A 13,649-nucleotide genomic window follows, 5' to 3' on the forward strand; every position below is an offset into this window, starting at 1 on the left:
GGACTGGCCGCGTATCGGCTGGGCCGCCGACACCACGCTGAAACTGGCCGACGCCCTGTTCGCCACCGACCGCAAGACGCAGGGCTGCGCGGCGCTGGGCGAGTTCACGCGCCGCTATGCGCCCACCGCGTCTGACCCGCAAAAGGCCCGTGCGACCCAGTTACGCACCTCGGGCGGGTGCAGCTGACGCCTGACATCGGCGGGACGGATCAAGCCGGTCTGGCCGCGCGCGTCCATGCGCGGCTGGATCAGCGACTGTCGCATCATGTCGACCATCCTGTCGCCCTGGCCCTGTCCGGCGGCGGAGATTCCATCGCCCTGCTGAGGCTGGCGGCGGGCTGGGCCAGAGCGCGCGGGCGCTGTCTGCTGGCCCTGACGGTCGATCATCAACTTCAGGCCGCAAGTGCAGACTGGACCGCCTTCGCCGCCGAAGCCGCGCGGGCGCAGGGGGCGGACTGGATCGGACTGGACTGGCGCGGCGACAAGCCGAAGACCGGCATCACCGCTGCCGCCCGTCTCGCCCGTCACCGCCTGATCGCTGACGCTGCCCGCGACGCCGGGGCGCGTGTCGTCCTGTTCGCCCACAACGCCGACGACAGGGGGATCCAGGGAGATCGTCTTCGTCAAATCCAAGAAGCTCAAGGCCAGCAATGACCTCGTCCTCCGTTCGCTCGACATCGCAGAGGCCGACTGGATGCGGGCGCAGGGCTCGACGCTTGGCCGTCTGCGCGACTGGACCCCATCGCCGGTCTGGCCTGAAGGGCGCGGCCTGATGCTGGCGCGACCTCTGTTGTCCGAACGGCGAGAGATGCTGCGGAACTGGCTGAGCGGACAGGGCGCAGACTGGATCGACGACCCCGCCAATGAAGACCCGCGCTATGGCCGCAGCCGCGCGCGGCAGGCGTTGCATGCGACAGCGTCCGCACATGTCTCGCCGGTCCGCGTCGTCGATGCAGCGTCCGCAAGCCCGCTCATTGTGGACGGCGGCCTCATCCAACTGGACCGCAGCGTCCGGGCCGCGACGCTCGCCGCCGCGCTTGTCTGTGCAGGCGGCGGATCGACCCCGCCGCGCGGCGACCGGCTGTCCGCTATTCTGGACCGCTTACGCGCATCCGAGGATTTTGTCGCCGTTCTGAGCGGCGCCAGGCTCGAAGCGACGGCGGATCGCGTGATCGTGATGCGTGAGGCGGGCGAGTGGACGCGTCGGCCCATCGCCCCATTGCGGCTCGAACCCCGACGGGCCGCTGTCTGGGATGGGCGCTTCATTTTCAATGCGCGCGAACCGGGCTGGACCGTGGTTGCCGCGCGCGGACGCTTGTCCAGCCTGACTGGGCGGGACCGCGACGCACTGAACCGCCTGCCGCCCGCCGCGCGGGGCGCTGTTCCCGTCCTGTTGCGGGACGGTGAAACTGCGCCGGTTCTTGCAGGCGTCGGTGTCGAACAGCGCGATCTCGTGCCCGAACGGCTCAGGCTTGCGTTGGACGAAACGACGCATGAAGACGATCTGAATCATCCGCCCAATGGCGTAACGCCGTGGAACCACCTATTTTCACGGAAAGACATTCCAGACCGTGGACCCACTCTGGGCCTGCGGACGACCGAGGACCTCAATGAACCTGCGTAATCTGGCGATAACCGGCGTCATCATCCTGGCCTTGCTGGCGGGCTATGCGGCCATCTCGCAAGGCGGTGCGATGACCGGCATGGGCGGCCCTGCCGGGGCTGCTGCCGGTCGTCCCGAACAAATCACCTATTCCCAGCTGGTGCAGAAGGTGGAGGCCGGGGACGTCAAGGAAGCCACCGTGCGTGGCGACCAGGTGACGGGCGTCTTCAAGAACGACAACCGTTTCGCCGCCACGACCGTCTTCCCGAACGAAACGCTGGTGAACTCCATGCTGGCGGCGGGCGTCAATGTTGACGCCAAAACCACGCGTCAGTCGTGGTGGGCCAGCCTGCTGATCGGCATCCTGCCCATCGCGCTGCTGATCGGCGTCTGGATATTCTTCATGCGCCAGATGCAGGGTGGCGCACGCGGCGCCATGGGCTTCGGCAAGTCCAAGGCCAAGCTGCTGACCGAGCACAAGGGCCGCAAGACCTTTGACGATGTCGCGGGCGTGGACGAAGCCAAGGACGAACTGCAGGAGGTCGTCGACTTCCTGAAGGATCCGGGCAAGTTCCAGCGTCTGGGCGGCAAGATCCCCAAGGGCGCTCTGCTCGTTGGCCCTCCCGGCACCGGCAAGACGCTGCTGGCGCGCGCGGTTGCGGGTGAAGCGGGCGTGCCCTTCTTCTCGATCTCGGGTTCGGACTTTGTCGAAATGTTCGTCGGCGTCGGCGCCAGCCGCGTGCGCGACATGTTCGAACAGGCCAAGAAGAATGCGCCCTGCATCATCTTCATCGACGAAATCGACGCCGTCGGTCGTCATCGCGGCGCCGGTCTGGGCGGCGGCAATGACGAGCGCGAGCAGACGCTGAACCAACTGCTGGTCGAGATGGACGGCTTTGAAGCCTCCGAGAACATCATCCTGATCGCCGCGACCAACCGTCCCGACGTTCTGGACCCGGCCCTGCTGCGTCCCGGCCGTTTCGACCGCCAGGTCGTGGTGCCGAACCCGGACGTCTCGGGGCGCGAACGCATCCTGCGCGTCCACATGAAGGATGTGCCGTTGGCCGCCGACGTCAACGTCAAGACCATCGCGCGCGGCACGCCGGGCTTCTCGGGCGCCGACCTGGCCAATCTGGTCAACGAGGCGGCCCTGACCGCGGCCCGCAAGGACCGCCGCATGGTCACGCATCGCGACTTCGAAGACGCCAAGGACAAGGTGCTGATGGGCTCTGAGCGTCGCTCCATGGCCATGAACGAGGAAGAAAAGCGCCTGACCGCCTATCACGAAGCCGGTCACGCCATCGTCGCCATGAACGTCAAGATGGCCGACCCCGTGCACAAGGCGACCATCGTCCCGCGCGGTCGTGCGCTGGGCATGGTGATGCAGTTGCCGGAAGGCGACCGCTATTCGATGAAGTACCAGCAGATGATCGACCGGATCGCCATCATGGCGGGCGGCCGCGTCGCCGAGGAACTGATCTTCGGCAAGGAGAACATCACCTCCGGCGCATCGTCCGACATCGAACAGGCGACCAAACTGGCCCGCGCCATGGTCACCCGCTGGGGCTTCTCCGAGAAGCTGGGCACGGTGGCCTATGGCGAAAACCAGGAAGAGGTCTTCCTGGGTCACTCGGTCGCCCGCAGCCAGAATGTCTCGGAAGAGACGGCCCGCACCATCGACGCGGAAGTGCGCCGTCTGGTGTCGTCGGGCTGGGATGAGGCGCGCCACATCCTGACCACCAAGGCCGACGACCACGAGAAGCTGTCTCAGGCCCTCTTGGAATACGAAACCCTGTCGGGCGAAGAGATCAAGGACCTGCTGGAGAAGGGTGTCGCCCCGAACCGCGACGAGAACAACTTCCCCAACGCCGGACCTTCGGTCTCGGTGCCGGTGACCCCGGTGGACGAAGCCTCTGTCGAGGTGCCGCCGACCCCCGCCGCCACCAGCGTGCCGACGGTGCACTGAGGCGACAGCCGATCCCGCCGTTCGTTCTGACTCAGGTTTGAGCGAAGTGTGACGGGGCCAAGGTGAAATGAACGCCCGCCGGTGGAGCAATCCCCGGCGGGTTTTTCGTGTCCGACGCCAGGCATGACTGCTCGGTGTGGCGTGTCGTATGAACTAGTTTGTATTTTAGACTAGTCTATGAGATATGTGTCTCGTTCCTAACGGGAGGGGTCGCCATGACGGCATCCGAAATCGATCGTTCAGAGCGGCTTCACAGCCTGGATGCGCTTCGCGGCGCGGCTCTGTTGCTGGGCGTGGTGCTGCATGGCGCCATGTCCTTCTTTCCCGCCCAGATCTGGATCGTCGCGGACGATCAGAAGTCGGTCTGGGCCAGTGGTCTGTTCTTCACCATCCATGTCTTCCGCATGGCCAGCTTCTTCATGATCGCCGGTCTGTTCGCGCACATGATGCTGAACCGGCGGGGCGTGACGGGCTTCATCAAGTACCGGTTGGTCCGCATCGCGGCGCCGTTCGCGGTCTTCTGGGGCGTGATCCTGACGGCCATCATCGCGGTGTTGATCTGGAACGCCTCCTTGCAGGGGCTGACAGCCGCTGATGCGCCGCCGCCGCCGACCTACGACTGGACCAACATGCCGTTGACCCATCTGTGGTTCCTGTGGGTGCTGCTGCTTTTCTACGCCGTCTTCCTGATCCTGCGGGCGGGGTTCAAGGCGCTGGACGACAAGGGCGAAGGCGCGCGGGTTCTGGACCGGCTGACGGCAGGTCTGATCGGGCCATGGGGACCGTTCGTGCTGGGTGCGCCGCTGGCCGTCGCCCTGTGGTTCGAGCCGAACTGGATCGCCTTCTTCGGCATTCCCACGCCCGATTACGGGCTGATCCCCAATACTTCCGCCGCCGTCGGTTTTGGCGTGGCCTTCGCCTTTGGCGTCATGCTGGACCGTCGCCGCGATCTGTTGAGCCGCATCCAGGCGTGGATGCCTGCCTATCTGGGACTGGCGGTTGGTGCAGGCGCGATCGCCCTGATGGTGTCGGGCGGACCCAATCCGCATCTGGCGCCCCTGACCGACCCTGTGGCCAAGGGTTTTGCAGCGGCGTCCTTCGGCGTGGCGACCTACGCCTCTGTCTTCGCCGCCATGGGACTGGCGCTGAAGTTCGCCTCGGGCCACAGTGTCGTGCGCCGCTATCTGGCTGACGCCTCCTACTGGATCTACATCGTCCACCTGCCGCTGGTGATGGCGGCCCAGGTCCTGGTGCAGGACTGGAGCCTGCCGTGGTTCGTCAAACTGATCGTGGTCGTCGCGGGCGTCCTGGCTGTCTCCATCGCCAGCTATGAACTGCTGATCCGCCACAGCTTCATGGGCCGCTGGTTGAACGGCCGCCGCGTACCGTGGCGTAAGCCACGCCAGCCGACGCTCGTCCCCGCCGAATAGCTTGCCAACCCCGGCGCCTGCGTCCATCGCATGATGGCGCAGACCGCCCCGAGGAATCACGTCCATGATCGACAAGTCCCGCAGCACGCCCGAGGCCGATCTGGCCTTCCTCCGCTCCATCGTTCAGGGCGGCGGCAGCGCCAAGGCGACCCTGACCCTGGGTGTCGCCTATCTGGCGGGCGGACTGCTGTATGGTCTGCAGTGCCTGTTTCATATCGGTCAGATGGTCGGCTGGATCCGCTGGCCTGATCTGGCCAATCTAGCCTTCGTGATCGGCATCACGGTCGCCTTCTTCATCGTGCTGATGTGGGCCATCCGCGAGGATCGCAAGCTTGGGACCGCCGGTCCCATCGTGACCCGCACCCTGAACGCCGCCTTCAGCAGCGCGGGCATGGCCAATCTGGCGATTGTCATCGTCTTCGGCTTTGGCGCGCAACGGGACCAGGACTTCGCCATCTGGCTCTACTACCCGGCCATGATCTTCGCCCTGCAGTCGGCGGTCTGGTATGTGGCCTGGAGCCTGAAGAAGAAGCCGTGGATGCTGGCGACCGCCGCAGGCGGCTGGGTCACGGCAGTGGCGCTGGGCGTGCTGGTTCGGCAGTCCGGGGTCTATCTCTATGTCTGCACCGCCGCGCTTTTCCTGCTGTTTGCCGGTCCGGGCTGGATCATGACGCGCGACGCCCTGCGCGCCCGCGCCGCCGATCAGGGCGCCGACTGATCTCATGAGTCTGGAGCAACTCGGCAAGATCGACGAGGTCATCCACGGTCGGATGCGGCTGGGGATCATGGTCTATCTGGCCGACGCAGAAGCCGCTGATTTCACGGAACTGAAGACCGTGCTGGAGGCGACCCAGGGCAATCTGTCCGTCCATATCAAGAAGCTGGAGGAGGCGGGTTATGTCGCTGTCGTCAAAAGCTTCGTGAACAACAAGCCCCTGACCCGCGTCTCCATCACGCCGGAAGGGCGCGCTGCCTTCGCCGCCTATCTGGAAGCATTGGGCGGGTTGATCGGAAGGAAGACCTGATGGCGCCCATGGTGGTTGATCCGGCCAGGGTGCGGACCTTTGAGGACAAGGCGTCCTTCTACGACTGGCTGGGGCAGAACCACGACCGTGAGACGGAGCTGTGGATCAGGGTGTTCAAGGTGAAGTCGGGCGTGGCTTCGATCACTATTCCCGAGACCATAGACGTCGTTCTGTGCTGGGGGTGGATCGACGGGATCAAGAAGGGGCTGGACGAGGTCAGCTTCCTGCAACGCTACACCCCGCGCGGCAAAAAGAGCGTCTGGAGCCAGGTCAATGTCGGCAATGTCGCGCGCCTGATCGAAGAGGGGGCGATGACCCCGCACGGTCTGAAGCACGTCGAGGCGGCCAAGGCGGACGGGCGCTGGGACGCCGCCTATCGCATCAGTGGGGCGACGGTCCCGGATGATCTGATGGCGGCCATTGAGGCGGACCCGCAGGCGCGGGCGACCTTCGATATCCTGACCGCCCAGAACCGTTTCGCCCTGATCTTCCGCACCGACGGCATGAAGACCGAGGCGGGGCGCAGGAAGAAGATCGCCGACCTGACCGCCATGCTGGCGCGAGGCGAGACCCCCTATCCGCAGAAGAGGGTCTGAGAAGGCGGACTTGTTTTTCCGCCGTCATCCTCGGGGTTGACCCGAGGATCGGATGCGGATCGGGCTGTGCATACGTTCGGCGCAATGCGGGCGGAATATCCGACCCTCGGGTCAAGCCCGAGGGTGACGCAGAGGGAGGCGATCAAACCTCCGGCAGGACCTCGGCGTCCTCGATCATCACCGGCGTCAGGCTGCGTTCGGCGCCGGACGGGTCGCTCCAGGAAATGGTGTAGCCCTCGACCAGACCGATCAGGCCCGCGCCGACGTGCGACAGGACCGACACCTTGCCCGCGTCGATGTCAGCCTCGTTCGGCAGGACGATCTGGATGCGGCGTGGATCGGACGAGCGCCCGTCGACATAGTGCAGCCAGCGGTGCAGCGGCACGGCGCCCTTGGGCAGGTCGGCGGGCTCGCAGATGACGGCGCGCTCAAGCTCTTCCTGCAGCATCCCGGCGACGCCTTCGCCGGGCATGTCGCCGACCAGGCGGGACAGGGTTTCGTGATCTTCGGCGCTGAGGAAGATGTCGGGACGGACGGGTAGTGTGGATTTGGACATGGGGGTTGCTCACAAAAGGATAGAGCCGCCACGCGCAGTCTGGCGTCAGGGGCGGCTGGAAGAAGGAGTTTCAGATCGTCGCCCGGAACGGGCAAAAGGCACGCAGCCGTTCCGGGTCAGAAGCCTGCGACGAGGCGTCCCGCGTGGGAAAGGCGTCGAGCCTGGCTGACGAAACGTGTGTTCACGGCTAGAGGCTGATCCTATGTCGCGTGAAAGTCAAACTTCGCCGTTGGTGGGCCTGTCGCACAAGGCGGCGCCTATGGTCATGGGCATCGTCAATGTGACGCCGGACAGCTTCTCTGACGGGGGGCGCTGGACCACGACGGAACGGGCGGTGGAACAGGCGCTGCGGCTGGTCGAGCAGGGCGCGGACGTTCTGGATATCGGGGGTGAAAGCACCCGTCCCGGCGCCGATCCGGTGAGCGAGACCGAGGAGATCGACCGCGTCGCCCCCGTCATCGCCGCCCTCCGCGCGCGCTGGCCCGGCGTCATCAGCATCGACACCATGAAGCCTGCCGTGGCCCGCGCGGCGGTCGCTGCGGGGGCGACGATGTGGAACGATGTCAGCGCCCTGACCCATGCGCCCGACAGCGCCGCTGTCGCCGCCGAACTGGGCTGTCAGGTCGTGCTGATGCATATGAAGGGCGAGCCGCGCACCATGCAGGCGGACCCCCGCTATGACGATGTGGTGGCCGAGGTTGCAGCCTATCTGAGCGACCAGGCGCAGGCGGCGATGGCGGCGGGCGTGGTGCGAGATAAGATCTGGCTCGACCCCGGCATCGGCTTTGGCAAGACCCTGGCGCACAACATGGCCCTGACGGCGCATCTGGAGGCCCTGACGGGGCTGGGCTTCCCCGTCCTCTACGCCGCCAGCCGCAAGCGCACGATCCAGGCCATCGACCCCACGGCGACCGATGCTGGCGACCGTCTGGGCGGCTCGCTCGCCCTGGCGCTGGAGGGCGCACGACGCGGCGCCCGCATGGTCCGCGTCCATGATGTGCGCGCGACGGTTCAGGCGCTGAAGGTGCAGGCGGCGGTGGCGAACGGCTGACGCCCGCGACATCCGGTCGCGGCGGATGTAGAGCGGTCAGGCAACAACCAATGGCCGCTGTCCATGAACCTGGGTTCCTATATCGCCCCCATCCTGATGCTGTGCCTGTCGAACGTCTTCATGACCTTCGCCTGGTACGGCCACCTGAAGTTTGACCACAAGCCGATGTGGCTGCTGGTCATGGCCAGCTGGGGCATCGCCTTCTTCGAATACTGGCTGGCGGTTCCGGCCAACCGCATCGGCATTCACGTCTATTCACCCGCCGAGCTGAAGACGATGCAGGAGGTGATCACCCTGTTGGTCTTCGCCGGGTTTTCGGTCCTGTATCTGGGCGAGAAGCTGACGATCAATCACCTGGTCGGGTTCGCCTTCATCGGTCTGGGCGCCTTCTTCATCTTCAAGGGACCGCTGGGGGCGTGAACCGCCTTGCCCTTGGGGGCGGGCTGGGCCATCTGACCCCTCATGTCCTGGGTCATGTCGATCAATCCGTGGGTGACGCTGGTCGTCGCCGGTCTGCTGGAGGTTCTCTGGGCTTCTGGCCTCAAGAATGTCAGCCTGCAAAGGCCGCTAACGTCGCTGGGCGTGCTGATTGCGCTGGCCAGCAGCATGATCCTGTTGTGGGTGGCGACGCAGAAGCTGCCGATCGGCACCGCCTACGCCATCTGGACCGGCATCGGCGCGGTCGGCGCGGCGCTGGTGGGCATTCTGTTTTATAATGAGCCGGCGACGGCGGTACGGGCGGTCTGCATCCTGCTGATCGTCTCGGGCATTGTGGGTCTGAAGCTGTTTTCGGGAGCTGCGGCATGAGCCTGGTTCACACGGACGACCATCACACGGGCAGCGCCAGACATCTGGGTCGGGTGCTGATCCTGGCCGGGTCCGACAGCGGCGGCGGGGCCGGGATTCAGGCCGATATCAAGGCCGTGACCATGATGGGCGGATACGCCGCCACCGCCATCACCGCCGTCACCATCCAGAACACACTGGGCGTCCACGGCGTCCATCCCCTGCCGCTGGATGTCATCACCGCACAGGCCCGCGCCGTGCTTGACGACATCGGGACGGATGCCTTCAAGACCGGAATGCTCGGCTCGGTCGAGGTGGTCGAGACCGTCGCCGCCCTGCTGGACACTGCCGATGCGCCCGCCGTGGTCGACCCGGTCATGGTGGCCAAGGGGGGGCATCCCCTGCTGCCCGATCTGGCGGTCGATGCGGTCAAGTCGCTGATGATCCCGCGCGCCGCTCTGCTGACCCCCAATGCGCCCGAGGCCGAGGCTCTGACGGGCTTCGCCGTGCATGATCTGGACGGCCAGCGCCGGGCGGGCGAGGCCCTGCTGGCCATGGGCGCGCGGGCGGTGCTGATGAAGGGCGGTCATGTGCCGGGGACGACGGTGATCGACCTTCTGATGACGACGGACGGCGAGACGGTGCTGGAATCCGAACGGATCGACACCCGCCACACCCACGGCACCGGCTGCACCCTGGCCAGTGCGTGCGCCGCCGGTCTGGCGCTGGGCCGCCCGTTGGAGGTCGCGGTCGCCGAGGCCTGGGCCTATGTCGCCGAGGCCATCCGCCGTGCGCCCGGTCTGGGCGGCGGCCACGGTCCGCTGGACCACGCCTGGCCTGTGCGCGGCTGATCCATGACGACGACGAATCTAGAGGCGCGGCTGGTCGAGCTCGTGCGCGCCGACCCCAATCTGATGCATGTCCTGACCACGGTGCGGGCGCTGGACCTGCCCGACTGGCGGCTGGTGTCGGGCGCTGTCTATCAGGCGGTGTGGAACGCCCAGACGGGCCGCGCGGCAGGCTATGGGGTCAAGGATTATGATCTGGCCTATTTCGACGCCTCGGACGTCTCCTATGAGGCCGAGGATGTGGTCATCAAGCGCGTCGCCGCCGCCTTCGACGAACCCTTCCGCAGTCAGGCCGAGGTCCGCAATCAGGCCCGAGTTCATTTATGGCACTCGGCGAAGTTCGGCGGCTCTTACTCGGCTCTGACCGGCACGGATGAGGCACTGACCCGCTTCGTCGCACCCTGTTTCGCGGTGGGTGTCAGACTTGAGGGAGACGATGAAATCACTGTAGCTGCGCCGTTCGGGCTGGAGGACGTCTTTAGCCTGACGATCCGCCCGACCCCGGATCGGCCCGTCGCGAAGGACTGGGATCGCATCATCGAGAAGGCGAAGGCGCGCTGGCCTGAACTTAATGTCGTTCAGGTCTGATTGCGGACCAGCCTGAAAGCACAGCCTGAGTGACCTTGTTCGGTTGTTTCGATAAGTTCACGGGATGAACCCGTTTCACCACATCTGGTCGCGCTTTCACGCGGGGCATTGGCCTGTAGGTTACAGGCTGCGGGCTAGCGGGGCGGTTAACTGGGTCCGTTTCCACTCGCTCCCCAACTCGAAGCGATACGCCGACAGTGACGATGAGCGTCGCACTGTTCTGCACCGCCAGAACCTGCTGGCTTCAGAGGTGTTGAGACCCGACCCGTGCTGGTTGGTTCAGACACACTGGATCACGCCCGCCGGGATGACCGATGTGGCCGACGCCCACGATCCCTTCGCCGCGACACGACAGTTCGATCTCAAGCCCGCTTTCGAGTTTTCAGACGGCGATGATGACGACGTCTCCGTTGGCTGGCGAGTTCACGCCGGGCAGACCCGATGGACGGATGGAGGCTTTGACGAGCTGCTCACCAGCGTCGCCGAGGAGCGGGCAGGTCCAACACTGTGGATGTCTGAAGCGACCGGCTCGATATTTGCCCCTTACGACGGCGGCGTTGATCTTTTTTTAGCCAAACCGGAAGAGGTCGCGTCGCTGAAGGCGAAGTATCGCGACTGGCTGTCCAGCCACCCGGAAGGCCTGTGAAGGCTCCGATCGGAAAACGATCCTAAAAACCTGAATATACAAACAGAGTTGCGTGCATCTGTGGTTCGAGAACCGCTTCGGCGAGCCTTACGCACCTCTAGTTCGACGGATCAGGCGTTGAGCCAGTTTGTCGCCCTGATCTTCGCCGTGGGCGCGCGGTCGCTGGCCTGAGCTGACGGTGGTGGAGCCGGTCTAGCTTGATTGAGGCTTTGCCCGCACCGTCATTCCGGGGCTGAGCAAGGCGAAGAACCCGGAACCCAGGACCAGATTCTCATCGCCAGCCGTCATCAATGGCACGTGCGACCCTCCTGGGTTCCGGGCTCGTCCTACGGACGCCCCGGAATGACAGGCCGAGGGGGCGGAAAACTGAAGTCCGAACCGACCTAGTAAGGGCCGTGCTTGCCGTTCGAGGAGAACTCAGGCGGGGCGGCCTTGTGGATGAACTGTTCGGCGACCAGCCAGGCCTTGAACGGGCGCAGGCAGCCCAGACACATGGCGACCAGCAGGGGCAGGGTGACGACGGCGTGGACCCAGATCGGCGGGTGAACCGTGAACTCGAACGCCATCAGCAGGATCATGCCGATGATCCCGACCGCCGACATGACGAAGAAGGCCGGGCCGTCCGCCGGGTCGGCGAAGGCGAAGCTGAGGCCGCACTCGGGGCATTCTGTGCGCAGGGTCAGGTAGCCCTTGAACAGCGGGCCCTTGCCGCAGCGGGGGCAACGGCAGGCGAGGCCTGTCTTGACGGTGCTGAGCGGGGGATATTGCGGATCGGCCATGCGGCGACCCTATCTGCTTCCATTGGGTCTGTCGCGTGGACGGTTTGTCCATGGACGAACGCTGTTTCAGTCCGGGACAAAAGACGGGTTCGCAGAGCGCCGATTAACCGTGACGAAAGGCCTGTCGCGGCATAGCTGGCGGGTAATGTCAGGGCCGTTGCCGACCAAGCGCATGCTGAAGACGTCCGTGGCGGCCGCCGCGGCGGCCGCTGTCGCGTTCGCGCCCCTGGCCCCGCTGGCGCAGGAGGCTGGCCGCAGCCGCGATCCCCTGTCCATCTCCATCGGCCAGAACAGCGGCTTCACGCGCGTCGAGTTCGGCGGCGTCATCGGCGTGCGCAGTCAGGTTCGGCGCGACGGCGACAAGCTGTATGTGCGTCTGGGTGTTTCGGCGGCGCCCGATGTGTCGCGTCTCCGCGTCGATCCGCCGCAGGGCGTGAAGGCGGTCGAGACGCGTCTGGCGCGCGGCGGCGGCACGGATCTGATCCTGACCCTGGCCGAGGGCGCCGACTATCGCTCGGGCGTCGCCGACGGGGCGGTGTGGCTGAACCTCTATGCGCCGGGCAAGGCGCCCGAGGGGGCGGTTGAGACGGTCGCCAAGGCCAATGCCGTCGTGCCGGTTCATGCAGAGACGTCGGCGGACAAGACCGTCCTGACCTTCCAGTGGGGCGCGCCGGTCGGCGCCGCCGTCTTCCGCCGGGGCGAGGCCGTCTGGGTGGTGTTCGACACCGCCGCCAAACTGGACCTGAACGGCGCCCTGAGGGGCAGCAAGGCCTCTGGACCTGCGCGCGGCGCCCGCTGGGCTGCGGGGCCGGGCTACACCGCCCTGCGCATTGCTGCGCCCGGCGACCAGTCGGTTTCGGCCCAGGGGCAGGGCGGGACATGGACCGTCTCCATCGGCGGAAACGGCGCGGGCGGCTCGGGGGTGGAGGTCGATCGCTCCGACGACGGCGCCTCGACCCTGGTGGCGCGCATGGCCGGGGCGACCAAGACGGTCTGGCTGACCGATCCGCTGGTCGGCGACCGCTTCGCCGCCGTGACGGCCCTGGCCCCCGGCAAGGGCATGGCCGAGCGCCGCTCGACCGTTGACCTGACCCTGTTGCCCACCGCGCAGGGCATGGCCATCGAGACGGCGACCGACGACCTGAAAGTGGATGCGGCGGGCGATCTGGTGACGCTGAGCCGTCCGCGGGGCCTGACCCTGTCGCCGCCCTCGGCCCTGCTGCAGGCGGCGGGGTCTCTGGTCGATGCGCCGCCCAAGGCCAGCGACCCGGCCCTGATCCTTGAGAACTGGTCCGCTGTCGGGGCGGCGGGCTTCTCTGACCGCTATCAGCGGCTTCAGGACGAGGCCATGACAGAGGCGGCGGCGTCGGACGACAATCCACGCGCCCCCATCGCCGCGCGTGTGGCCTTTGCCCGCTTCCTGGTCGGATCGGGGCTGAACTACGAAGCGATCGGCGTCCTGAACGGCATCATCGCCAAGTCGGCCAGCATGCAGGGCGAACCGGAGGTGCGGGGCCTGCGCGGCGCCGCCCGTGTCGGCGTCGGGCGGTTGGAAGAAGCCCAGGCCGATTTCGCCATCGGCGCCCTGGCCAACGACCCCGCCGCCAAGGTCTGGCAGGGCTATATCGCCGCCGAGCAGGGCGACTGGGAGGGGGCGCGCCGCGCCTTCGCCGCCGGGGCGTCTGTGATCGATCAGTTCCCCAAGGAATGGCGCGCCCGCTTCGGCGCCGCCCACGCCATGGCCGCCGTCCAGACGGGCGACCTGGCCGCCGCCC

General features: G+C 66.3%; 15 protein-coding genes and 2 pseudogenes. 15 read left to right on the top strand and 2 right to left on the bottom strand.

Features of this window, described 5'->3' with window-relative positions; all coding sequences use genetic code 11:
- From QZ281_RS02570 to QZ281_RS02605, 8 genes and pseudogenes are all read left to right on the top strand, one after another.
- Positions 1–187: pseudogene (locus QZ281_RS02570) on the top strand (tol-pal system protein); the annotation flags it as partial.
- Positions 178–654: an ATP-binding protein gene (locus QZ281_RS02575; protein ID WP_292224367.1), complete on the top strand. Its 477-nt coding sequence runs from the start codon at positions 178–180 to the stop codon at positions 652–654. The pseudogene QZ281_RS02570 and the gene QZ281_RS02575, both read left to right, overlap by 10 nt.
- Positions 655–694: 40 nt before the next feature.
- A complete protein-coding gene (locus QZ281_RS02580; RefSeq protein ID WP_292224369.1) occupies positions 695–1,624 on the top strand; it encodes an ATP-binding protein in 930 nt (309 codons plus the stop codon).
- Positions 1,611–3,569 (top strand): ATP-dependent zinc metalloprotease FtsH, encoded by a 1,959-nt coding sequence (gene ftsH / locus QZ281_RS02585; RefSeq protein ID WP_292224375.1) that lies wholly within the window; start codon positions 1,611–1,613, stop codon positions 3,567–3,569. Before QZ281_RS02580 ends, ftsH begins: the two co-directional genes overlap by 14 nt.
- A gap of 215 nt (positions 3,570–3,784) precedes the next feature.
- Positions 3,785–4,999: an acyltransferase family protein gene (locus QZ281_RS02590; protein ID WP_292224377.1), complete on the top strand. Its 1,215-nt coding sequence runs from the start codon at positions 3,785–3,787 to the stop codon at positions 4,997–4,999.
- A 64-nt stretch (positions 5,000–5,063) separates the two neighbouring features.
- Positions 5,064–5,717 (top strand): hypothetical protein, encoded by a 654-nt coding sequence (locus QZ281_RS02595; protein WP_292224379.1) that lies wholly within the window; start codon positions 5,064–5,066, stop codon positions 5,715–5,717.
- Positions 5,718–5,721: 4 nt separating this feature from the next.
- The gene (locus QZ281_RS02600) at positions 5,722–6,024 is read left to right on the top strand and encodes a transcriptional regulator (RefSeq protein WP_292224381.1); all 303 of its coding nucleotides are present in this window, start codon (positions 5,722–5,724) and stop codon (positions 6,022–6,024) included.
- On the top strand, positions 6,024–6,620 hold the full coding sequence (locus tag QZ281_RS02605) for a YdeI/OmpD-associated family protein (RefSeq protein WP_292224383.1): 597 nt from the start codon (positions 6,024–6,026) through the stop codon (positions 6,618–6,620). Before QZ281_RS02600 ends, QZ281_RS02605 begins: the two co-directional genes overlap by 1 nt.
- 142 nt (positions 6,621–6,762) lie before the next feature.
- Here the strand turns inward: QZ281_RS02605 and QZ281_RS02610 are convergent, their stop codons facing one another.
- Complete coding sequence (locus QZ281_RS02610) at positions 6,763–7,176, bottom strand: GreA/GreB family elongation factor (RefSeq protein WP_292224386.1); 414 nt, start codon at positions 7,174–7,176, stop codon at positions 6,763–6,765.
- 202 nt (positions 7,177–7,378) lie between these two features.
- Between QZ281_RS02610 and folP the strand changes: the two genes are divergently transcribed.
- From folP to QZ281_RS02640, 6 genes are all read left to right on the top strand, one after another.
- Positions 7,379–8,227: a dihydropteroate synthase gene (folP, locus tag QZ281_RS02615; RefSeq protein ID WP_292224388.1), complete on the top strand. Its 849-nt coding sequence runs from the start codon at positions 7,379–7,381 to the stop codon at positions 8,225–8,227.
- Between the two features lie 63 nt (positions 8,228–8,290).
- Entirely contained in the window at positions 8,291–8,647 is a 357-nt protein-coding gene (locus QZ281_RS02620; RefSeq protein WP_201100039.1) for a DMT family protein, read from the top strand.
- 42 nt (positions 8,648–8,689) lie between these two features.
- Positions 8,690–9,034: a multidrug efflux SMR transporter gene (locus QZ281_RS02625; RefSeq protein ID WP_292224393.1), complete on the top strand. Its 345-nt coding sequence runs from the start codon at positions 8,690–8,692 to the stop codon at positions 9,032–9,034.
- Complete coding sequence (gene thiD / locus QZ281_RS02630; RefSeq protein WP_292224395.1) at positions 9,031–9,864, top strand: bifunctional hydroxymethylpyrimidine kinase/phosphomethylpyrimidine kinase; 834 nt, start codon at positions 9,031–9,033, stop codon at positions 9,862–9,864. Before QZ281_RS02625 ends, thiD begins: the two co-directional genes overlap by 4 nt.
- A gap of 3 nt (positions 9,865–9,867) precedes the next feature.
- Positions 9,868–10,449: a nucleotidyltransferase family protein gene (locus QZ281_RS02635; RefSeq protein ID WP_292224398.1), complete on the top strand. Its 582-nt coding sequence runs from the start codon at positions 9,868–9,870 to the stop codon at positions 10,447–10,449.
- 316 nt (positions 10,450–10,765) lie between these two features.
- Positions 10,766–11,095 carry a hypothetical protein gene (locus tag QZ281_RS02640; RefSeq protein ID WP_292224401.1) on the top strand — a complete coding sequence of 110 codons (330 nt, stop codon included), beginning with the start codon at positions 10,766–10,768 and terminating at the stop codon, positions 11,093–11,095.
- A 383-nt stretch (positions 11,096–11,478) separates the two neighbouring features.
- Here the strand turns inward: QZ281_RS02640 and QZ281_RS02645 are convergent, their stop codons facing one another.
- The gene (locus tag QZ281_RS02645; protein ID WP_292224402.1) at positions 11,479–11,874 is read right to left on the bottom strand and encodes a DUF983 domain-containing protein; all 396 of its coding nucleotides are present in this window, start codon (positions 11,872–11,874) and stop codon (positions 11,479–11,481) included.
- Between the two features lie 172 nt (positions 11,875–12,046).
- On the opposite strand from QZ281_RS02645, the pseudogene QZ281_RS02650 reads away from it, so the two are divergent.
- Positions 12,047–13,649, top strand: a pseudogene (locus QZ281_RS02650) (hypothetical protein); the annotation flags it as partial.

The sequence above is a fragment of the Brevundimonas sp. genome, assembly GCF_018608325.1.
Taxonomy (GTDB): Bacteria; Pseudomonadota; Alphaproteobacteria; order Caulobacterales; family Caulobacteraceae; genus Brevundimonas.